Source organism: Klebsiella sp. K4 (assembly GCF_014596785.2).
Classification (GTDB): Bacteria; Pseudomonadota; Gammaproteobacteria; order Enterobacterales; family Enterobacteriaceae; genus Klebsiella; species Klebsiella pneumoniae.
On record NZ_CP115021.1, the window covers coordinates 2007886 to 2028074 of the forward strand.

Annotated in this window: 21 protein-coding genes; 10 read left to right on the top strand and 11 right to left on the bottom strand. The window is 58.0% G+C overall.

Annotated elements, in window-relative coordinates; all coding sequences use genetic code 11:
- Nucleotides 1–10: 10 nt before the first annotated feature.
- Nucleotides 11–811, bottom strand: a complete 801-nt coding sequence (locus IB144_RS09950; protein WP_002910918.1) for a PTS mannose/fructose/sorbose transporter subunit IIC — start codon at nucleotides 809–811, stop codon at nucleotides 11–13.
- 56 nt (nucleotides 812–867) lie between these two features.
- Entirely contained in the window at nucleotides 868–1839 is a 972-nt protein-coding gene (gene manX / locus IB144_RS09955; protein ID WP_002910917.1) for a PTS mannose transporter subunit IIAB, read from the bottom strand.
- Between the two features lie 446 nt (nucleotides 1840–2285).
- Between manX and yoaE the strand changes: the two genes are divergently transcribed.
- Nucleotides 2286–3845, top strand: a complete 1560-nt coding sequence (gene yoaE, locus IB144_RS09960; protein ID WP_004145524.1) for a CNNM family cation transport protein YoaE — start codon at nucleotides 2286–2288, stop codon at nucleotides 3843–3845.
- Between the two features lie 33 nt (nucleotides 3846–3878).
- On the opposite strand, the gene IB144_RS09965 is transcribed toward yoaE, so the two are convergent.
- From IB144_RS09965 to pabB, 4 genes are all read right to left on the bottom strand, one after another.
- On the bottom strand, nucleotides 3879–5456 hold the full coding sequence (locus tag IB144_RS09965; RefSeq protein WP_040216157.1) for an EAL domain-containing protein: 1578 nt from the start codon (nucleotides 5454–5456) through the stop codon (nucleotides 3879–3881).
- Between the two features lie 182 nt (nucleotides 5457–5638).
- Complete coding sequence (gene sdaA, locus IB144_RS09970; protein ID WP_004151445.1) at nucleotides 5639–7003, bottom strand: L-serine ammonia-lyase; 1365 nt, start codon at nucleotides 7001–7003, stop codon at nucleotides 5639–5641.
- A gap of 162 nt (nucleotides 7004–7165) precedes the next feature.
- Complete coding sequence (locus IB144_RS09975; protein ID WP_004180429.1) at nucleotides 7166–7744, bottom strand: CoA pyrophosphatase; 579 nt, start codon at nucleotides 7742–7744, stop codon at nucleotides 7166–7168.
- A 3-nt stretch (nucleotides 7745–7747) separates the two neighbouring features.
- A complete protein-coding gene (pabB, locus tag IB144_RS09980; RefSeq protein ID WP_065888595.1) occupies nucleotides 7748–9103 on the bottom strand; it encodes an aminodeoxychorismate synthase component 1 in 1356 nt (451 codons plus the stop codon).
- A gap of 88 nt (nucleotides 9104–9191) precedes the next feature.
- Here pabB and IB144_RS09985 point away from each other — a divergent pair, with 88 nt between their 5' ends.
- Nucleotides 9192–9377 carry a YoaH family protein gene (locus tag IB144_RS09985; RefSeq protein WP_004145519.1) on the top strand — a complete coding sequence of 62 codons (186 nt, stop codon included), beginning with the start codon at nucleotides 9192–9194 and terminating at the stop codon, nucleotides 9375–9377.
- Here IB144_RS09985 and IB144_RS09990 read toward each other — a convergent pair whose 3' ends face one another.
- Complete coding sequence (locus tag IB144_RS09990) at nucleotides 9378–9722, bottom strand: RidA family protein (protein WP_002910910.1); 345 nt, start codon at nucleotides 9720–9722, stop codon at nucleotides 9378–9380.
- A 131-nt stretch (nucleotides 9723–9853) separates the two neighbouring features.
- Here IB144_RS09990 and IB144_RS09995 point away from each other — a divergent pair, with 131 nt between their 5' ends.
- The 5 genes from IB144_RS09995 to rnd all read left to right on the top strand — a co-directional run bounded on the left by IB144_RS09995 (nucleotide 9854) and on the right by rnd (nucleotide 16313).
- Nucleotides 9854–11764, top strand: coding sequence for an ATP-dependent DNA helicase (locus IB144_RS09995; protein WP_020324955.1), 1911 nt, complete (start codon nucleotides 9854–9856; stop codon nucleotides 11762–11764).
- A 145-nt stretch (nucleotides 11765–11909) separates the two neighbouring features.
- Nucleotides 11910–12605, top strand: coding sequence for a tRNA (adenosine(37)-N6)-threonylcarbamoyltransferase complex dimerization subunit type 1 TsaB (gene tsaB / locus IB144_RS10000; protein ID WP_004151443.1), 696 nt, complete (start codon nucleotides 11910–11912; stop codon nucleotides 12603–12605).
- A 38-nt stretch (nucleotides 12606–12643) separates the two neighbouring features.
- Nucleotides 12644–13225, top strand: a complete 582-nt coding sequence (locus tag IB144_RS10005; protein WP_002910905.1) for a Slp family lipoprotein — start codon at nucleotides 12644–12646, stop codon at nucleotides 13223–13225.
- Between the two features lie 205 nt (nucleotides 13226–13430).
- The gene (gene fadD, locus IB144_RS10010) at nucleotides 13431–15116 is read left to right on the top strand and encodes a long-chain-fatty-acid--CoA ligase FadD (protein WP_002910904.1); all 1686 of its coding nucleotides are present in this window, start codon (nucleotides 13431–13433) and stop codon (nucleotides 15114–15116) included.
- Between the two features lie 81 nt (nucleotides 15117–15197).
- A complete protein-coding gene (gene rnd / locus IB144_RS10015) occupies nucleotides 15198–16313 on the top strand; it encodes a ribonuclease D (RefSeq protein ID WP_020324960.1) in 1116 nt (371 codons plus the stop codon).
- A 77-nt stretch (nucleotides 16314–16390) separates the two neighbouring features.
- Here the strand turns inward: rnd and minE are convergent, their stop codons facing one another.
- Genes minE through minC form a run of 3 tightly spaced genes read right to left on the bottom strand, consistent with a single transcriptional unit; the run spans nucleotide 16391 to nucleotide 18198 of the window.
- Nucleotides 16391–16660 (bottom strand): cell division topological specificity factor MinE, encoded by a 270-nt coding sequence (gene minE, locus IB144_RS10020; RefSeq protein ID WP_002910902.1) that lies wholly within the window; start codon nucleotides 16658–16660, stop codon nucleotides 16391–16393.
- 3 nt (nucleotides 16661–16663) lie between these two features.
- Complete coding sequence (minD, locus tag IB144_RS10025) at nucleotides 16664–17476, bottom strand: septum site-determining protein MinD (protein ID WP_002910900.1); 813 nt, start codon at nucleotides 17474–17476, stop codon at nucleotides 16664–16666.
- Nucleotides 17477–17499: 23 nt separating this feature from the next.
- Nucleotides 17500–18198, bottom strand: a complete 699-nt coding sequence (minC, locus tag IB144_RS10030) for a septum site-determining protein MinC (protein ID WP_004180423.1) — start codon at nucleotides 18196–18198, stop codon at nucleotides 17500–17502.
- Nucleotides 18199–18324: 126 nt separating this feature from the next.
- Here minC and IB144_RS10035 point away from each other — a divergent pair, with 126 nt between their 5' ends.
- The 3 genes from IB144_RS10035 to IB144_RS10045 all read left to right on the top strand — a co-directional run bounded on the left by IB144_RS10035 (nucleotide 18325) and on the right by IB144_RS10045 (nucleotide 19823).
- Nucleotides 18325–18606: a YcgL domain-containing protein gene (locus tag IB144_RS10035; protein WP_002910898.1), complete on the top strand. Its 282-nt coding sequence runs from the start codon at nucleotides 18325–18327 to the stop codon at nucleotides 18604–18606.
- A gap of 16 nt (nucleotides 18607–18622) precedes the next feature.
- Nucleotides 18623–19282, top strand: a complete 660-nt coding sequence (locus IB144_RS10040) for a fumarylacetoacetate hydrolase family protein (protein ID WP_020324951.1) — start codon at nucleotides 18623–18625, stop codon at nucleotides 19280–19282.
- Between the two features lie 94 nt (nucleotides 19283–19376).
- Nucleotides 19377–19823: a YcgN family cysteine cluster protein gene (locus tag IB144_RS10045; protein WP_002910896.1), complete on the top strand. Its 447-nt coding sequence runs from the start codon at nucleotides 19377–19379 to the stop codon at nucleotides 19821–19823.
- A gap of 6 nt (nucleotides 19824–19829) precedes the next feature.
- On the opposite strand, the gene IB144_RS10050 is transcribed toward IB144_RS10045, so the two are convergent.
- Nucleotides 19830–20174: a DUF1971 domain-containing protein gene (locus IB144_RS10050; RefSeq protein WP_020324966.1), complete on the bottom strand. Its 345-nt coding sequence runs from the start codon at nucleotides 20172–20174 to the stop codon at nucleotides 19830–19832.
- Between the last annotated feature and the right edge of the window lie 15 nt (nucleotides 20175–20189).

A 20189-nucleotide genomic window follows, 5' to 3' on the forward strand; every position in this document is an offset into this window, starting at 1 on the left:
CGCTCACCTGTTAGTCCAGTTCGTTATCGAGATCGTTGTTACCAGCCGCCTGAGCCGGCGCACCGGCGACGCGGTTATATTTCGGGCTCAGCTGGATGTAGAGGATTGCCATGACCGCACCAATCACGCCCAGGGCCACCAGGTTGAAGTTGGTGAAGGCGGCGGTGACGAAGCCGAGGTAGAAGAACGGCATCAGATAGCCTGCGCGCATCATGTTGATGACCATTGCATAACCGACAACCACGATCATACCGCCGGCGATGTTCAGACCGCTGGTGACCACTTCCGGGATAGCATTCAGCAGGCCCTGAACTTCGCTGGTGCCGACGGAAATCGCCACGATAACGGCCGGGATAGCGATACGCATCGCCTGCAGGAACAGGGACGAGACGTGCAGCCACGACAGGGCGGTCAGGTTGCCATTCTCCGCCGCTTTATCCGCCGCGTGCTGGAAGGCCACGGTGATGGTGCGCACGATGATGGTCAGCACCTGGCCTGCCGCCGCCAGCGGGATAGCCAGCGCGATACCGGCGCCGATGCTCTGATGGCCGGCAATAACCAGGACGGTGGAAATAATGGACGCCAGCGCGGCATCAGGGGCTACCGCCGCACCGATGTTCATCCAGCCCAGGGCTATCATCTCCAGCGTACCGCCGATGATAATACCGGTTTTCATATCGCCGAGAACGGCGCCGATCAGCGTACAGGCGATCAGGGGACGGTGGAACTGAAATTCATCAAGTACCGACTCCATACCCGCAATACACGCGACGATGAACACCAGCACAATCTGAAGAAGGGTAATCTCCATTGTACTTCTCCTGTTGATTAAGTCTTAAAGTGAAAACTGGGGCGCGATCCGCCGGGTTATTTATCAACCTTAGCGATCAGATCCATCATTTTCAGTTTCGGGTCGGTGGACACTTTACGTGCCTCCAGCTCGATACCGCGGGCGTTCAGCTTTTTAAACGCCTCAATATCTTTGGCATCGACTGAAATCGCGTTGTTAACCTGGGTTTTACCCTGGCGGAACGCCATACCGCCGATGTTGACGCTGGTGATTTTCACGCCGCCCTCGACGATACGTTCAACGTCGGTCGGGTTAGTAAACAGCAGCATAACGCGCTGTCCGGCATACTTGGGGTTGTTGTAGACGCGGATCATTTTGGCCACATCCACCACGTGAGCGGTGACGCCCGGCGGCGCAACCTGGGTCAGCAGAGTTTTACGCACGGTATCCGCGGCCACTTCATCACTGACAACGATGATGCGGGTAACGTTGGTCTCTTTGGTCCAGCGGGTGGCGACCTGACCATGGATCAGACGGTCGTCTATACGCGCAAGGCCAATTACCATGTAGTCGTTCGGGCCCATGGGTTTGGCCGGTGCGGCGGCTTTTGGCGCTGCGGCAGGCGCGGGCGCAGGGGCCGCTTTTTCCACCGGTTTGGCTTTAAGCGCTTTCACGCCTTCGCTGCCGGTTTCAACCGCTAAGGCGACCAGTTCATCAAAGGAAGGATCGTCGTCGCGGGCCATGAAGGTTTCCACCAGCATCGGGATATTGACGCCGGCGATAACTTCGTAATGCTCTTTATCGACGACAATGCGGCTCGCAGCGTTGAAAGGGCTGCCTCCCCATGTATCGACGAGAAACAGCACGCCTTTACTGGTATCCAGTTTTGCCAACTGGGCGTTGTATTTCTCGATCAACGTTTCGGCATTTTCACCCGGAACGAAATCGATCCAGCCAACGTTTTCCTGCTCGCCCAACAGCATTTCTGCTGTTTTCAGCAGCTGTTCTGCAGCCCAACCATGTGTGCCTATTACAATAGCAATCGTCACTTGCTACCTCCTTTATTATCGTGAATGCATCATCTGCTTTGATACATCCTGAATCACTCTTGAGGACAAAATCGATTCAGTTAGGGTGTAAGATAGAAAATAGTTACTACCGCGAATTATTTTAGACAGTGAAAAAATAATTAATGTGATGAAGATCCGTTAATCACGTATCGTCTGCGAATAATTTTGCAGCGCAAAAAATAGCCTTAGTTATTGCAAATTCAGGTAAATTATTTCCAATTTCGATCTATATTTTGCTATGTTTAACTTCCGTTTAATTACTCAGGAGTATAGGGCATAGCCCGCAGTATGGACCGTCATCGACGTCTTTTCACTTTCTGGCATCTGATTGCCACCTCTACGTATCCCGCATTTCTTTCAGCACCTGGTGTCGCGCCCCTGCATGGCATGGCGATGACTGACCTTGCCGCAAACCGGAGTCGTACATGGAATTGTTAATGGATCCCTCAATCTGGGCCGGCCTGTTGACGCTTATCGTTCTGGAAATTGTGCTCGGTATCGACAACCTGGTGTTTATTGCCATCCTGGCGGACAAACTGCCGCCGAAGCAGCGCGATAAAGCGCGTCTGATCGGCCTGTCACTGGCGCTGGTTATGCGCCTGGGGCTGCTGTCGGTCATCTCCTGGATGGTAACGCTGACGAAACCACTGATTACCATCGCCGATTTCTCCTTTTCCGGGCGCGATCTCATCATGCTGCTCGGCGGGATCTTCTTGTTGTTTAAGGCGACAACCGAGCTGCATGAACGGCTGGAAAACCGCCAGCACGATGCCGGTCACGGTAAAGGCTATGCCAGTTTCTGGGTAGTAGTATTGCAGATAGTGGTGCTGGATGCCGTCTTCTCCCTGGACGCCGTGATCACGGCGGTCGGGATGGTTAACCATCTGCCGGTGATGATGGCGGCGGTGGTGATCGCGATGATCTTGATGCTGCTGGCCTCCAAGCCGTTGACGCGCTTTGTCAACCAGCACCCGACGGTGGTCGTGCTCTGTCTGAGCTTCCTGTTGATGATTGGCCTTAGCCTGGTGGCGGAAGGGTTTGGCTTCCATATTCCAAAAGGGTATCTGTACGCGGCGATCGGTTTCTCGATCATTATCGAGTTCTTTAACCAGGTGGCGCGCCGTAACTTTGTTCGCCACCAGTCGACGCTGCCGCTGCGCGCTCGTACCGCGGATGCCATCCTGCGCCTGATGGGCGGCCGCAAACAGGCCTCCGTCAGCCATGACGCAGACAGTCCAGCCGCGGTGCCCGTTCCTGAGGGCGCCTTTGCGGAAGAAGAGCGCTACATGATTAATGGCGTGCTGACCCTGGCCCAGCGCTCCCTGCGCAGCATCATGACCCCGCGCGGAGAAATCAGCTGGGTCGACGCTGAACAGAGTGAAGATGAAATTCGTCGTCAGCTGCTGTCGTCGCCGCACAGCCTCTTCCCGGTCTGCCGCGGAGAGCTGGATGAAATCATTGGTATCGTGCGGGCGAAAGAGATGCTGGTGGCCCTGGAGTCGGGGGAAAACGTCGCGGCGCTGGCTTCTGCCTCCCCGGCAATTGTCGTTCCGGAAACGCTGGACCCGATCAATCTGCTCGGGGTCCTGCGTCGGGCGCGCGGCAGCTTCGTCATCGTAACTAATGAATTTGGCGTGGTGCAGGGGCTGGTCACGCCGCTGGACGTCCTTGAAGCCATCGCCGGTGAATTCCCGGACGCTGATGAGACGCCAGAGATTGTCATCGATGGCGATGGCTGGCTTATTAAGGGGTCGACCGACCTGCATGCGCTGCAGCAGGCGCTGGGGCTGGATCCACTGATCAATGACGATGAGGATATTGCCACCGTTGCCGGGCTGGTGATCTCCGCCAATGGTCATATCCCGCGCATTGGCGACGTCGTGTCGCTTCCGCCGCTGCATTTTACCGTAGTGGAAGCGAATGATTACCGGGTCGATCTGGTGCGCGCGGTGGTCACTCGTCCGCCGAGCGACGAAGAAGAGTAATCGCCAGGCTCGCCGGCCGCTGCGGCCGGCGAGTTATTCTGTCGTCTCACCCTCACCCTCACTCTCCTCCCTGCTGGCCAGCCACGCCGGGAACGCCTCCACCGGCATCGGCCGCGCATAATAAAACCCCTGCAGCACATCGACGCCGTGGCTACGCAGGTAGTTTTCCTGCTCCAGCGTCTCCACCCCTTCGGCAACGGTAACAATATGCAGGCGGTTGGCGAGGGCGATAATAATATCTGTCACCGTCGCGTTCACGCTATCTATGCCGACCGAGCTGGTGAACGAGCGGTCGATCTTCAAAACATCCGGGCGCAGCTTTTCCAGCCATGAGAGCGAAGTATTGCCGGTACCAAAATCATCGATCGCCAGCTGTACGCCTTTAAAGTGCAGATGTTCGGCCATATGCTGGTCGCCATCCTGCAGGACATCGCGTTCGGTTAGCTCGACCACCAGCTGCTGCACCGGATCCACGCTGAACCAGTAATTGTGCAGGTCGCGCAGCAGGAGTCCGTTAGCGAAATGGCGCGCGGCGACATTGATCGCGATGTGAAAATGGCGGTCGCGAGGAAAAGCGTCCAGGCGGCGAGCGGTTTCGGCAATCACATAGCGGGTGAGAGGGATGATCAGATTATTGCCTTCGGCGATGGGGATAAATACCTCCGGCGAAATCGTCCCACGGCGGGGATTATTCCAGCGCAGCAGGATCTCCACCCCGCAGCAGCGGCCGCTGCGCGCATCCTGCAGCGGCTGGCACCAGAGGGCAAACTCCCGGGCCGAAATGCCAAGGCTTATTTCCCGCGAGAAACTCATTCTGCCGGCGGTGGCCAGCCAGGCGATGCCGGTCATTAGCAGGCTAAAAATCAGCGCCAGCGGCAGCTCGCCGGGCAGCTCCTCAAGCGCAATCGCCGAGGCGCCAGGGCCGTTAATATTGACAGTAAACGGAAACTCCGTAGAGCGCTGGCGATAAATCACCGTGCCCTGCGGGACATGCGCTTTTTCGAGAAGCCCATGGCGGCTGCTAAAATAACGATCGCCAACCTGCAGGCTGACGTCGCTGATCAGGGCCGATTTTTCATTAAGAATTAAGGTTCCCAACAGCTCAATATTCACCACCAGCATCACGCCGTCCAGGCCGTTCTCCGCGGCTGGATACCATTGGATCAGTACCGGCGAGCCTTTGAGCAAGGAGCTGTCGTTCGAGAAGAGCAGCAGAGGGCGGGGCGCAGGAAGCGCGGGCTGCAGGCGATGTAAGTCCGCCTGTCGCGGGCCAAAAATACTGGAACAGTAAACGATACCTGACGTGACGAGGGCGACGGAACGAATGGTTTGCAACGAGGCCGCCATTTTGCGCAGCGTCAGATGGATATCAGGGCAGGGTTTGCCCACCAGAGGGAGCAGGGTGGCTCGCTGCGCGCTTAGCGGGCGCAAGATGTCATTGAGCGCCGCCACCCGTTGGCTGGCGGCCGTGCGAATATAATCTTCATTTACGCTGCGCTGCGAAATAAATCGGATGGCTAATGTGGCGCCCAGGGTCGCCAGGGCTACCAGCAGGCAGACAATAATGCGTTTGTGACGATAGGCCGTAATGACTTTTTGTGCAGTCTGCATGTGCGACACCCTGTCGACAGGACGAGTGGTTAAGCGTGGCTTATTTTATAGAGCAAGTGTAGTGGCAGAATATCGCCAGGTATAGAAAAAAGAAAATGCGCCGTTGAAGGCGCATCAGGGAGATTTCAGTCACCAGGGTTAACCCCCTGCGCGCTTTGCGGGCGCAGAGGGGCACGAAAAGTTTAGTCACACTGAACTTTAATCGCCAGGCCGCCGCGCGAGGTTTCGCGGTACTTGGCGTTCATGTCTTTACCGGTTTCATACATGGTCTCGATCACCTTATCGAGCGAGACGCGCGGTTCGCTGGTGCGGCGCATCGCCATTCGCGCGGCGTTGATCGCCTTGACGGAAGCGATGGCGTTACGTTCAATGCATGGCACCTGCACCTGGCCGGCGACCGGATCACAGGTCAGGCCGAGGTTGTGTTCCATGCCGATCTCCGCCGCCACGCAAACCTGTTCCGGGCTGGCGCCGAGCAGTTCAGCCAGGCCCGCCGCCGCCATCGAGCAGGCGACGCCCACCTCGCCCTGACAGCCGACTTCCGCGCCGGAAATGGACGCATTCATCTTATACAGCGCGCCGATCGCCCCGCAGGCCATAAAGTAGCGAATATAGATCTCCGGGCTGACGGACTCGATAAAGTGATCGTAATAGGCGAGTACCGCCGGAACGATGCCGCAGGCGCCGTTGGTCGGCGCGGTTACCACGCGACCGCCGGCGGCGTTCTCTTCATTGACCGCCAGCGCGAACATATTGACCCAGTCAACAACGTTCATTGGATCGCTGGAGAGCTTATCGCTGGCCACCAGCAGACGACGCAGCGCCGAGGCGCGACGCGGTACGCGCAGCGGGCCAGGCAGCACGCCCTCGGTGTTCATCCCGCGGTCGATACAGGCGCGCATGGTCTGCCAGACGTTGGCGAAATAATCCTCGATCTCTTTTTTGCTGTGCAGAGCCAACTCGTTCTGCATCACCATCCCGGAGAGCGACAGGCCAGTCTCTTTGCAGTAGGCCAGCATTTCCTGCGCCGATTTAAATGGGTAGGGCACCTGCAGTTCGTTGGCGTTTTCCTTGCCGAAGTGCTCTTCGTCGACAATAAAGCCGCCGCCGATCGAGTAGTAGGTCTTGCAGTAGATCTCTTTCTCGCCGGCCCAGGCGTGAATGGTCATGCCGTTTTCGTGCAGCGGCAGGTTGTCGCTGCGAAAACGCATGCCGTCATCCGCCGGGAAGTCGACCTCATGCTGGCCGTTGGCCAGCAGCAGACGACCGCGCGCTTCGACGTCACGGATAAAAGCCGGGATCGCGTCAATATCGACCGTATCGGGCTGATTGCCCGCCAGTCCCATGATAATGGCGATGTCCGTATGGTGGCCTTTGCCGGTTAATGACAGTGAACCGTAGACGTCAACCGCCACACGAGTCACTGCATTAAGCAATCCTTTTTCGACCAGGTCATCGACGAACTGTTTTCCGGCCTTCATCGGGCCAACAGTGTGGGAAGATGAGGGACCAATCCCCACCTTGAACATGTCGAATAGACTAATCACGATAATACTCCTGACAGGGTTACCGCGGGTGCGGTAACGATGTAATAACTGCGCATAGTGTAAGAGGGAAGCGCCCTGTCAGTTCAACTATTCACATGAATTAAACTAATGGCTAACCGCGATTTTACTAATAATGAGAGCGCCCTCTCATTATCAGTATAGCTAAGGACGTGCGCCAATTTGCAGCGCCAGCTCGCGAATGATCCCGGCGGTCATTCCCCAGACAAAATAATGCTGGTACCAGGAGAGCCAGACGCGGTGGTCGTTGCCCCGGCGGTGGATATCGAGTGGATGGTAGCGCCCAAGGCGCAGGGCTTCGGCGAGCGGCATTTCAAATACCGCGGAGACTTCGTCCTGGCTGGCGTGGTAGTGCAGATCCGGGGGAATAATGCCCACCACCGGCGTCACCTGAAAGCCGGTGACGCTGTCCACCGGCGGCAGGACGCCGATCACCTCGACCGCCTCCGGCGGGATCGCCACCTCTTCCTGAGCTTCGCGCAGGGCGGCGGCGATAAGCGTCGCGTCGGTATTATCTACTGCGCCGCCGGGAAAGGCGACCTGGCCGGCGTGCTTGCGCAGCAGCGGCGAACGCTGGGTCAGCAGCAGGCCGGGCTGCGGCCGGCGTACGATCGGCACCAGCACCGCCGCCTGCCGCTGATTGAGCGCATGGCGCGAAGGCTGCGGGCGCAGAAGCTGAAAGCGGGACAGAAAATCATCCAGATTAAGGGCGCGATCCGCCATGGTCTAGTTCTCCAGTTGCTGCAGGATACGATTAACTTTATCAAAAGTTTCCTGATATTCCGCCGCTTCCTCGCTATCCGCCACAATTCCGCCGCCGGCGGAGCAGTACAGCTGTCCCTGCCATGCCGTCAGGGTGCGAATGGTGATGCTGGTATCCATATTGCCGCAATAGCTCAGGTAGCCAATGCTCCCACACCAGGCGTTGCGACGCTGGGGCTCCAGTTCATCGATAATCTCCATCGCCCGCACTTTCGGCGCGCCGGTGATCGAGCCGCCGGGAAAGGCGGCGCGCAGCAGGTCGCTGGCGTGCAGCGTCATTGGCAGGCGGGCGGTGATGGTACTGACCAGATGATGGACCGCCGGGAACGGCTCCACCACGAACAGCTCGGGGACCCGCACGCTGCCCGGGACGGCGACGCGGCCGATGTCGTTGCGCATCAGGTCGACAATCATTAAATTCTCGGCGCGATCTTTCGGCGAATTCGCCAGCTTCTCAGCCTGCTGCGCATCTTCCGGCGGCGAATCGAGCCGCGGCAGGGTGCCTTTTATCGGCCGCGTCTGGATCTCCCCCTGGCGCAGCTGGATAAAGCGCTCCGGCGACAGGCTTAAAATCGCCCCTTCATCGAGGCGAATAAAGGCGCTAAAGGGGGCGCGGTTGACGGCGTTCAGCTGGCGGAAGGCCTGCCATTCATCACCGACGTAGCTGGCCTGAAAACGCTGGGCGAGGTTGACCTGATAGCAGTCGCCGCTGTGCAGATAGGCCTGTACCTGGCGAAATTTTTCGCCGTACTGCTGGCGGCTCATATTTGACTGCCAGGCAGAGGTCAGGGCGAAAGGTTTCATCGCCGGACGTGATTGCGCCAGCAGCCACTGGAAACGCCGCTGAGGATCGTCATAGCTGAGCAGCGATATCTGTTGGCGCTGGTGGTCGACGATAAGCGCCCAGTCATAGATCCCCACCGCCATATCCGCCAGCGCGATATCGGTCTGCGCGTGCGAAGGGAGACGCTCAAAGCGACGGCCCAGGTCGTAACCGAATAATCCCAGCGCGCCGCCGAGAAACGGCAGATCGTCATGGGGCTGCGGCGTGAACGGCTGACGATCCAACTGCTGCTGCAGGAGCTGCAGCGGATCTTCCGCTGAGACAACAACGGTTTCGCCGTCGTCGACCCACGTCTGTTCACCGCGCGTCAGCAGCGTGGCGCGCGGGGCAGCCACCAGAATATCAAAGCGGTTATGCGGATGGTCGGCAAAGCCGGAATGCAGCAGCATCGCCCAGGGCAGGGCGCTTAACGGCGCAAAATAGTGTTCGGCCGCATCCGGGCGCCAGGGCAGGGTAATAATCGCGGGGGACAACATCTTTCTCGATCCTGAACGTTGCCGCCCCTCTGGCGTAGTTGGGGACGGCGTGAAATAATTACGCCCCACAATGTAGCAGGAGTAAAAGATGTTTGCAGGTTTACCTTCGCTGAGCCACGAGCAACAGCAAAAAGCGGTCGAACGTATCCATGAGCTAATGGCTCAGGGGATAAGCAGCGGCCAGGCGATTGCCCTGGTGGCGGAAGAGCTGCGCGCAACGCATACCGGCGAGCAGATCGTCGCGCGCTTTGAAGATGAGGATGAGGACGAGTAATTACACCGCGGCGATAATTTTGATCTCAACTTTATACTGCGGGTTCATCAGCGTCGCTTCCACCGTGCAGCGCACCGGGGCGTGACCAGCCACCACCCACGCGTCCCAGGCTTTATTCATCGCCGCAAAGTCGCTTTTATCGGCGAGGAAGATGGTGGCGTCAAGAATACGCGACTTGTCGCTGCCCTGTTTTTCCAGCACCGCGTCAATCTGCGCCAGGGTATTGGCGGTCTGCTCGAAAGCGTCGGCATCGAGATTTGCCGGCACGCCGGTGTAGTACAGGGTCTGGTTGTGGATCACCACGTCTGACCAACGGGCTTCGGCATCAATACGCGTAATTGTCATTGCTTTTTCCTCTTTAAGCATTCCATTCGGCTGCGGCAAGACTGCCATAATGTGCCGCTCGCGTCACTACCCGGACTGGCGAAACGCCGTCCTCCCTGACATAATCACTGTCCAAATAACCAGGGGGCAATGTGATCGACGATTTTGCAGCAGACGGCCAGCTAGCCAAAGCCATACCGGGATTTAAACCGCGCGAGCCGCAGCGCCAGATGGCGGTGGCGGTCAGCGAAGCGATTGAGGCCTCCCGGCCGCTGGTGGTGGAAGCGGGGACCGGAACCGGTAAAACCTACGCTTACCTGGCGCCTGCGCTGCGGGCGAAAAAAAAGGTGATTATCTCCACCGGCTCGAAAGCGCTGCAGGATCAGCTTTACAGCCGCGATCTGCCCACCGTCGCCAAAGCGCTCAAATTCACCGGGAAACTGGCGCTGCTCAAAGGGCGTTCCAACTACCTGTGTCTCGAACGTCTTGAGCAGCAGGCGCTGGCGGGCGGCGATCTGCCGGTGCAAACCCTCAGCGATGTGATCCTCCTGCGCTCCTGGTCGAATCAAACCCAGGATGGCGATATCAGCACCTGCGCCAGCGTCGCGGAAGACTCTCAGGCCTGGCCGCTGGTGACCAGCACCAACGATAACTGTCTCGGTAGCGACTGCCCACTGTATAAAGATTGCTTCGTGGTGAAGGCGCGTAAAAAAGCGATGGACGCCGACGTGGTGGTGGTCAACCATCACCTGTTCCTGGCCGATATGGTGGTCAAAGAGAGCGGCTTTGCCGAGCTGATCCCCGAGGCGGAAGTGATGATCTTCGATGAAGCCCATCAGCTGCCGGATATCGCCAGTCAGTACTTTGGCCAGTCGCTCTCCAGCCGCCAGCTGCTGGACCTGGCGAAAGACATCACCATTGCCTACCGCACCGAACTGAAAGACACTCAGCAGCTGCAAAAATGCGCCGACCGCCTGGCGCAAAGCGCGCAGGATTTCCGCCTGCAGCTGGGAGACCCGGGCTACCGCGGCAATCTGCGCGAGCTGCTGGCGGACAGCCACATTCAGCGGGCGCTGCTGCTGCTCGATGACGCGCTCGAGCTATGCTATGACGTCGCCAAACTTTCGCTGGGCCGCTCGGCGCTGCTCGACGCCGCTTTTGAGCGCGCCACCCTCTATCGCGGGCGCCTGAAGCGGTTGAAAGAGATCAACCTGCCGGGCTACAGCTACTGGTATGAGTGTACCTCGCGCCACTTTACTCTCGCGCTGACGCCGCTGACCGTGGCCGAGAAGTTTAAAGAGGTGATGGCGCAGAAGTCGGGGAGTTGGATCTTTACCTCGGCGACGTTGTCGGTTAACGACGATCTGCATCACTTTACCGCCCGGCTGGGGATCGACGAGGCGCAGACTCTGCTGCTGCCGAGTCCCTTTGACTATCAGCACCAGGCGCTGCTCTGCGTGCCGCGCAACCTACCCCTGCCGAACCAGCCCGGCGCAGCGCGACACCTGGCGGCGATGCTCAAGCCGCTGATCGAGGCCAACGATGGTCGCTGCTTTATGTTGTGCACCTCGCACGCCATGATGCGCGATCTGGCGGAGCAGTTCCGCGCCACCATGACGCTACCGGTGCTGCTGCAGGGCGAGACCAGTAAAGGCCAGCTGCTGCAGCAGTTCGTCAGCGCCGGCAACGCGCTGCTGGTGGCTACCAGCAGCTTCTGGGAGGGAGTCGATGTGCGCGGCGACGCGCTGTCGCTGGTGATTATCGATAAGCTACCGTTCACCTCGCCGGACGATCCGCTGCTAAAAGCGCGAATGGAAGATTGCCGGCTGCGCGGCGGCGATCCCTTCGATGAAGTGCAGCTCCCGGATGCGGTGATCACCCTCAAGCAGGGGGTGGGCCGCCTGATCCGCGATATCGACGACCGCGGGGTGCTGGTGATCTGCGACAACCGGCTGGTGATGCGCCCCTACGGCGCGGTGTTCCTGGCCAGTCTGCCGCCGGCGCCGCGAACCCGCGATATCAGTCGGGCGGTGCGCTTTCTCGCCGTACCGCCGGCAAGGTAATCCGCACTAAAATGTGTTAAGCTGCGCGCCATTTTGTTAATTAGCGGTTCCCAATAGACTTCGGGCGGCATGGCGGCGGGTTGGCCGTTTGCCGGAAATCAGGCTGCCTGAAGGCCTGAACTATGTAACGAGAGCGTGACCACCCATGCGAATTTTGGCTATCGATACCGCCACAGAGGCCTGCTCCGCGGCTCTGTGGAATGATGGCACCCTTAGTGCTCATTTCGAAATTTGTCCCCGCGAACATACCCAACGTATCCTGCCGCTGGTGCAGGAGGTCCTCACCGAGAGCGGCACCACGCTGAGCGAGCTGGACGCGCTGGCCTTTGGCCGCGGTCCGGGCAGCTTTACCGGCGTGCGCATCGGCATCGGTATCGCCCAGGGGCTGGCGCTGGGCGCCGAACTGCCAATGATTGGCGTTTCCACGCTGGCCACCATGGCGCAGGGCGCCTGGCGCAAAACCGGCGCCACCCGTGTGCTGGCGGCCATTGATGCGCGTATGGGCGAAGTCTACTGGGCCGAGTACCAGCGCGACGAGCAGGGCGTCTGGCATGGCGAAGAGACGGAAGCGGTGCTCAAACCGGACGCGGTAGCCGAACGACTGGCACAGCTTTCCGGCGAATGGGCCACCGTCGGCACCGGATGGCAGGCGTGGCCGGATCTGGCGAAAGCGAGCGGACTGACCTTAAGCAGCGGCGAAATTGAATTGCCGGCGGCGGAGGATATGCTGCCGTTAGCCTGTTACCTGCTGGCGGCGGGGAAAACCGTGGCCGTGGAGAAAGCGGAGCCGGTTTATTTGCGAAACGAGGTGGCGTGGAAGAAACTTCCAGGCCGCGAGTGAATCTCAGTAACAAGAAGACTGAGAAAAGGAGTCGCATCATGGCGGGTCAAAAACAGGGCGTTCGCTGGCTGTTAGCCGCGGCGGTTGCCGTTGCGCTAAGCGGCTGCGTGTCAGTGCCGGATGCCATCAAAGGCACCAGCCCGACGCCGCAGCAGGATTTAGTGCGGGTGATGAACGCGCCGCAGCTGTACGTTGGCCAGGAAGCGCGCTTTGGCGGTAAGGTGGTCAATGTGCAAAACCAGCAGGGGAAAACCCGCTTAGAAATCGCCACCGTACCGCTGGACAGCGGCGCGCGGCCAGTGCTGGGCGAGCCGTCCCGCGGAAGGATTTTTGCTGACGTCAATGGCTTCCTCGATCCGGTGGATTTCCGCGGTCAACTAGTGACCGTGGTCGGACCGATCGCCGGGGTGGTTGACGGCAAGGTGGGCAGCACGCCGTATAAATTTATGCTGATGAACGCCACCGGCTACAAGCGCTGGAACGTAGTGCAGCAGGTGGTGATGCCTCCGCAACCTATCGACCCGTGGATGCTGGGTCCGCGCCCCTGGGGCTACGGCTATGGCGGCTGGGGCTGGTACAATCCCGGCCCTGCTGAGGTGAGAAACGTTGTAACCGAATGATTTTGTTGTTTATGTTAGTTCAAAGAAACAGCGGCCGGTCCGCTGTTTCTTTGTTTTCAGTCGAATAAGAAAAAAAATAGTGACGCGCTTCGCAACCTGCTCATTGCCTAATTAATAAACTGGTACGCTGAGTTAATATAATGTTAACAAAATGTATTATCCAGGGGCTGTGATGACGACGAATAACTATTTCAGAGGTGATGCAGTGAAAAAGGTTTGGCTAAACCGTTATCCCGCAGATGTTCCGGCGGAGATAAATCCTGACCGCTATCAATCCCTGGTTGAACTGTTTGAACATGCCACCACCCGTTACGCCGACCAACCGGCGTTTATCAATATGGGTGAAGTGATGACCTACCGTAAGCTGGAGGAGCGTAGTCGCGCCTTCGCCGCTTATCTTCAGGAGGGGTTGGGGTTACAGAAGGGCGATCGCGTGGCCCTGATGATGCCTAACCTGCTGCAGTATCCGGTGGCTCTGTTTGGCATCCTGCGCGCCGGGATGATCGTGGTTAACGTCAACCCCTTATATACCCCGCGCGAACTGGAGCATCAGCTCAACGACAGCGGCGCGGCGGCGATCGTCATAGTCTCCAACTTTGCCCATACCCTGGAAAAAGTGGTGGCGAAAACTCAGGTCCAGCATGTGATCCTGACGCGCATGGGCGACCAGCTTTCCACCGCCAAAGGTACGCTGGTGAACTTTGTGGTCAAGTATATTAAGCGCCTGGTGCCGAAGTACCATCTGCCGGACGCCATCTCGTTTCGCAGCGCGTTGCAGCACGGCTATCGCATGCAGTACGTCAAGCCGGAGATCGTTGCGGAAGATCTGGCGTTTCTGCAGTACACCGGGGGCACCACCGGCGTGGCCAAAGGTGCGATGCTAACCCACCGCAATATGCTGGCTAACCTCGAGCAGGTCAATGCCACCTACGGCCCGCTGCTGCATCGCGGCAAAGAGTTCGTGGTGACCGCGCTGCCGCTGTATCACATTTTCGCCCTGACCATGAACTGCCTGCTGTTTATCGAACTGGGCGGGCAAAATTTGCTGATCACCAACCCGCGCGATATCCCCGGGCTGGTGAAGGAGCTGGCGAAGTATCCTTTTACCGCCATGACCGGGGTCAATACCCTGTTCAACGCCTTGCTGAACAACAAAGAGTTCCAGCAGCTTGATTTCTCCTCGCTGCATTTGTCCGCCGGCGGTGGGATGCCGGTGCAGCAGGCGGTGGCCGAGCGCTGGGTAAAACTGACCGGGCAATATCTGCTGGAGGGCTACGGCCTGACAGAGTGTTCCCCGCTGGTCAGCGTTAACCCGCACGATATTGACTACCACAGCGGCAGCATTGGCCTGCCGGTGCCTTCCACCGAAGCCAAACTGGTGGATGATGATGATAACGAAGTGGCGCCGGGTCAGCCGGGCGAGCTCTGTATTAAAGGGCCGCAGGTGATGCTGGGCTACTGGCAGCGCCCTGACGCGACGGATGAGATTATCAAAGACGGCTGGCTGCACACCGGGGATATCGCGGTGATGGATGAAGAGGGGTTCCTGCGCATCGTCGATCGCAAAAAAGATATGATCCTGGTGTCGGGTTTTAACGTCTATCCGAACGAAATCGAAGATGTGGTCATGCAGCATAGCGGGGTGCTGGAAGTGGCGGCCATCGGCGTGCCGTCCGGCAGCAGCGGCGAAGCGGTGAAGATTTTCGTAGTCAAGAAAGATGCTGCGTTAACCGAAGAGGCGCTGATTACGTTCTGCCGTCGCCATTTGACCGGATACAAGGTGCCGAAGCTGGTGGAATTCCGTGACGAACTGCCGAAATCCAACGTCGGGAAAATTTTGCGGCGAGAACTGCGTGACGAAGCGCGCGCTAAAGTGGACAATAAAGGCTAAGTAACGAATGAGTCGCCTGACGCCGGCTACGCCGGCGTTTTTTATGGGCGCAAGTTAAGAGAGTATGCTTTGAACTATCAGATGATCACCACCGACGATGGCCTGCGCGCTGTCTGCGAAGCGGCAAGCGCGGCCACCGCCGTCGCTCTGGATACGGAATTTGTCCGCACCCGCACCTATTACCCGCAGCTGGGCCTGCTGCAGCTGTTCGACGGCCAGCAGGTCTCTCTGATCGATCCCTTGACGATTAACGACTGGGCGCCGATGCGCGACCTGCTGCTCAACCAGGATGTGACTAAATACCTGCATGCCGGCAGCGAAGATTTAGAAGTCTTCCTTAATGCATTTAACCTGATGCCGCAGCCGCTGATTGACACCCAGATCCTGGCGGCCTTTTGCGGCCGCCCAATGTCCTGGGGCTTCGCCTCAATGGTGGAAGAGTATTCCGGGGTAGCGCTGGATAAAAGCGAATCCCGCACCGACTGGCTGGCGCGCCCGCTGACTGAGCGTCAGTGTGAATATGCCGCGGCCGACGTCTGGTATCTGCTGCCGATCGCCAGCCAGTTAATGGCGGAGACCGATCGCGCTGGCTGGCTGCCGGCGGCGCTCGACGAGTGCCGCGTGATGCAGCAGCGTCGTCAGGAGGTGGTCGACCCGGCCGAGGCCTGGCGCGATATCGGCAACGCCTGGCAGCTGCGTACCCGCCAGCTGGGTTGTCTGCAGCTGTTGGCGGAGTGGCGCCTGCGCAAAGCGCGCGAGCGCGACCTGGCGGTAAACTTTGTGGTGCGGGAAGAGCATCTGTGGAGCGTGGCGCGCTATATGCCCACCAGCCTGGGCGAGCTCGACAGCCTCGGGTTGTCCGGTAGCGAAATTCGCTTCCACGGCAAAACGCTGATTAGCCTGGTCGAGAAAGCGCAGGCGCTGCCGGAGTCGGCCCTGCCGGCGCCGCTGCAGAACCTGATCGACATGCCGGGCTACCGCAAAGCCTTTAAAGATATTAAAGCGCTGGTGCAGGAAGTGAGCACAGAGAAGGGCGTAAGCGCGGAGCTGCTGGCGTCGCGTCGGCAGATCAACCAGCTGCTGAACTGGCACTGGCAGCTGAAAACGCAAGCCGGTGAACCTGAGCTGATTTCCGGTTGGCGCGGGGAGCTGATGGCCGAGCGGCTGAAGAGGCTGTTAAACGACTATCCGCGCTAGTTCGCGGCCAGGTTCAGACCATTAAAAAACCGGCGGCGCGTGGCGTAGCCGGTTTTTTTTCGCGAAAGCGCGACAGGTCAGGATTTCGACTCTTCCGTTTCGGGTAGGGTCACGTTCAGCTCAAGAATGGATATATCCCCGTCCCGCTGCTCCAGCTGCACGCTGACCATCTCCGGGTCGATCTGTACGTATTTACAGATCACTTCCAGGATATCTTTGCGTAACTGCGGCAGGTAATGCGGCTCCGCGTCTCCGCGGCGGCGCTCGGCGACGATGATTTGCAGGCGTTCTTTCGCAATATTAGCCGTGTTCTTTTTTCGCGAGAGAAAAAAGTCGAGTAAAGCCATAATTTATCCTCCGAACAGGCGTTTGAGGAATCCTTTCTTCTCTTCTTCAATGAAGCGGAAAGGGCGTTCTTCTCCGAGCAGACGTTCAACGGTATCGGCATAGGCTTTGCCTGCGTCCGAGGCGGCATCGAGGATCACCGGCTCACCCTGGTTGGATGCGCGCAGGACTGACTGGTCTTCCGGGATCACGCCTACCAGGTTGATGCGCAGAATTTCCAGCACGTCTTCCATGCTCAGCATATCGCCTTTATTAACGCGGCCTGGATTGTAGCGGGTCAGCAGCAGATGCTCTTTGATTGGCTCTTCGCCATTTTCCGCGCGGCGGGATTTAGAGGCGAGAATGCCAAGGATGCGGTCGGAGTCGCGAACGGAGGAGACTTCCGGGTTAGTGGTGATGATGGCTTCATCAGCAAAGTAAAGCGCCATCAGCGCACCGGTTTCAATGCCTGCCGGGGAATCACAGACGATGAAATCGAATTCCATTTTCTTCAGTTCTTCGAGAACCTTGTCGACGCCTTCGCGAGTCAGAGCGTCTTTATCCCGGGTCTGGGAAGCCGGGAGAATGTAGAGATTTTCCGTGCGCTTATCTTTAATCAGCGCCTGGTTCAGTGTGGCATCGCCCTGAATGACGTTGACGAAATCATAAACGACGCGACGTTCGCAGCCCATAATCAGGTCGAGGTTACGCAGGCCGATGTCGAAGTCGATAACGACGGTTTTCTTTCCCTTCTGGGCCAAACCTGTAGCGATGGCCGCGCTGGAGGTGGTCTTGCCAACGCCCCCTTTACCCGAAGTCACAACAATAATGCGTGCCATAGAAATTCCTTGTTAAAAAGGGATTAATTTAACGGTTGAATTGCCAAAGCGCTTTCACCTAAACGCAGGCGCGCCGCTTTGCCATAAAATTCGGCCGGGATGTTATCGCTCAGCCAATATTCCCCGGCGATGGAGACCAGCTCCGCCGCAAGGTGGGTACAAAATATCTGGGCGTCTCTGTCGCCACCGGCGCCTGCCAGCGCGCGTCCTCGCATCATGCCATATACATGGATATTTCCGTCAGCGATAAGTTCCGCACCGGCACTCACATGATTTGTAACAATAAGATCACAGTGTGGCGCATAAATGCGCTGACCGGAACGTACCGGCTGATCAATCAAACGCGTTTTTGTGATCTGACTAGCAACTGGCGGCGGCGGGGTGGGGTCGGACGGTGCCGGACGAGAGGCTTTTTCTTTCCCTTCGGTTAATAACGGGATGCCGGCGCGGTCGATTTCGGTTTTCAGGCGCGGAATTTTGCATCCGCTAACGCCCATAATACGTAAACCGGTCGCGGCGATAGCCTCGTTGATGGCGCGCCATTCTACCTCCTCCTCGATGCTGGCGATATTCACCACCACCGGAGCATGACGTAAAAAAGCGGGAGCCTGGGCGATTTTGTCTTCTAACGCCTGACGAATAACCTCGGGATTTGCATCGTGCAAATGAACGACAGATAACGTGAAGCTACTGCCTTTAAGTTCGATTGGCGTATTTGACATCCTGGCCTTACTCAATTTGCTGTTTATCAACCGCCGAAGTGCGGTGATATTCCGAAGACTAAAAGGCATGTTATAGTCACTCATATATTGAGGCAAGTGACCACGGGTCTAATTCCGAGTAAAACTATGTTTTGTGTGATCTATCGAAGTACTAAACGTGAACAAACCTATTTATACGTCGAAAAAAAGGACGATTTCTCGCGCGTTCCTGACGAGCTAATGCGCAGCTTTGGCACGCCGCAAATGGCGATGCTGCTGCCGCTGGATGGGCGCAAAAAACTGGTTAACGCCGATCTGGAAAAAGTGAAACAGGCGTTAAGCGAACAGGGCTATTACCTGCAACTGCCTCCGCCGTCTGAAAATCTACTAAAGAAACACCTGGCGGAACAGGGGAAACAATCCGATTAACCCACGAGGGAAAATAATGTACCAACATCATAACTGGCAGGGTGCGCTTCTGGATTATCCAGTAAGCAAAGTAGTGTGCGTCGGCAGTAATTATGCGAAACACATCAAGGAAATGGGCAGTGCGACGCCGGAAGAGCCGGTGCTGTTTATTAAACCTGAGACTGCGCTGTGCGATCTTCGTCAGCCGTTGGTGCTCCCTGAGGGGCTGGGCTCGGTGCATCACGAAGTCGAGCTGGCGGTGCTTATCGACAGCACGCTGCGTCAGGCGACGGAAGAGCATGTGCTTAAAGGGATTGCCGGCTATGGCGTCGCGCTGGATCTCACGCTGCGCGACCTGCAGGCGAAAATGAAAAAAGCGGGACAACCCTGGGAGAAGGCCAAAGGCTTCGATAACGCCTGTCCGATCTCCGGCTTTATCCCGGCCGCTGAGTTCCACGGCGACCCGCAGAATACGTCGTTAAGCCTGAAGATTAATGGCGAAGTGCGCCAGCAGGGCACCACTGCCGACATGATCCATAGGATTGTGCCGCTGATCGCCTATATGTCGCGCTTCTTTACCCTCAAAGCCGGGGATGTGATCCTCACCGGCACCCCGGAAGGCGTGGGGCCGCTGCACAGCGGTGACGAGCTGGAGGTCGGCTTCAACGGCCTGGCGCTCACTACCCGCGTGCTGTAAGCGCTATTTGCCGCCTTTTGGGGCGGCAAAACTTGCATCGGCGTGCCAGACTGGTTATAAGGTGCACCCTTAACTGGCAACGACGGACACTCCGATGAGCGAACAACCTTTCTGGCAACAAAAAACACTGGATGACATGAGCGACGCGGAGTGGGAATCGCTGTGTGACGGCTGCGGCCAGTGCTGCCTGCACAAGCTGATGGATGAAGACACTGACGAGATCTACTTCACCAACGTCGCCTGTCGTCAGCTCAATATCAAAACCTGCCAGTGTCGTAACTACGCGCGTCGCTTTGAGTATGAGCCGGACTGCATCAAGCTTACCCGCGAAAATCTGCCGACCTTCGAATGGCTGCCGCCGACCTGTGCCTATCGCCTGCTGGCGGAAGGCAAGCCTCTGCCGGCCTGGCACCCGCTGCTGACTGGCTCAAAAGCGGCGATGCACGGCGAACGCATCTCCGTTCGCCATATTGCGGTGCCTGAGTCCACGGTGGTCGACTGGCAGGACCATATCCTTAATCTGCCTGACAGGGCGCGCTAAGCGCCGTCACGCTTTCTTCGCGTGGAACAGCCCGTTTTCACCGTCGGTTTCTTCCGCCACCCAGAAGTGAATATTGAAGCGGGCGTCGTCACTGAGTTCGACGCGGTGCCAGTACTGCGGCGGACTGGTAGCAAACTGCCCGGCATGAATCACGACTTTTTTCTCCGGCTCCGTCGCCTGTTCATTGGCAAAACCGTAATAGGTCACCGTTCCCTCCATGACGCACAGCTGGCCGAAGACGCCAGCCGCGGTGTTGTGGTGGCTCAGCAGGGCGGCAGGGACATTCTCTTTGGTAAAGAATGGGGTGGAGCGTTTAACTTTCCAGTCTGTGGGGATCAGTAAAGATGACATGTGAGCTCCTGTGGG

Coding starts and splice junctions, on each gene's coding strand:
- IB144_RS09950 (WP_002910918.1), bottom strand. CDS start 811: ATGGAGATTACCCTTCTTCAGATTGTGCTGGTGTTCATCGTCGCGTGT.
- IB144_RS09965 (WP_040216157.1), bottom strand. CDS start 5,456: ATGCAGACTGCACAAAAAGTCATTACGGCCTATCGTCACAAACGCATT.
- pabB (WP_065888595.1), bottom strand. CDS start 9,103: ATGTTGTCCCCCGCGATTATTACCCTGCCCTGGCGCCCGGATGCGGCC.
- IB144_RS09975 (WP_004180429.1), bottom strand. CDS start 7,744: ATGGCGGATCGCGCCCTTAATCTGGATGATTTTCTGTCCCGCTTTCAG.
- tsaB (WP_004151443.1), top strand. CDS start 11,910: ATGCGAATTTTGGCTATCGATACCGCCACAGAGGCCTGCTCCGCGGCT.
- IB144_RS09985 (WP_004145519.1), top strand. CDS start 9,192: ATGTTTGCAGGTTTACCTTCGCTGAGCCACGAGCAACAGCAAAAAGCG.
- minE (WP_002910902.1), bottom strand. CDS start 16,660: ATGGCTTTACTCGACTTTTTTCTCTCGCGAAAAAAGAACACGGCTAAT.
- IB144_RS09990 (WP_002910910.1), bottom strand. CDS start 9,722: ATGACAATTACGCGTATTGATGCCGAAGCCCGTTGGTCAGACGTGGTG.
- yoaE (WP_004145524.1), top strand. CDS start 2,286: ATGGAATTGTTAATGGATCCCTCAATCTGGGCCGGCCTGTTGACGCTT.
- rnd (WP_020324960.1), top strand. CDS start 15,198: ATGATCACCACCGACGATGGCCTGCGCGCTGTCTGCGAAGCGGCAAGC.
- IB144_RS10045 (WP_002910896.1), top strand. CDS start 19,377: ATGAGCGAACAACCTTTCTGGCAACAAAAAACACTGGATGACATGAGC.
- IB144_RS10035 (WP_002910898.1), top strand. CDS start 18,325: ATGTTTTGTGTGATCTATCGAAGTACTAAACGTGAACAAACCTATTTA.
- IB144_RS10050 (WP_020324966.1), bottom strand. CDS start 20,174: ATGTCATCTTTACTGATCCCCACAGACTGGAAAGTTAAACGCTCCACC.
- minD (WP_002910900.1), bottom strand. CDS start 17,476: ATGGCACGCATTATTGTTGTGACTTCGGGTAAAGGGGGCGTTGGCAAG.
- IB144_RS10005 (WP_002910905.1), top strand. CDS start 12,644: ATGGCGGGTCAAAAACAGGGCGTTCGCTGGCTGTTAGCCGCGGCGGTT.
- IB144_RS10040 (WP_020324951.1), top strand. CDS start 18,623: ATGTACCAACATCATAACTGGCAGGGTGCGCTTCTGGATTATCCAGTA.
- minC (WP_004180423.1), bottom strand. CDS start 18,198: ATGTCAAATACGCCAATCGAACTTAAAGGCAGTAGCTTCACGTTATCT.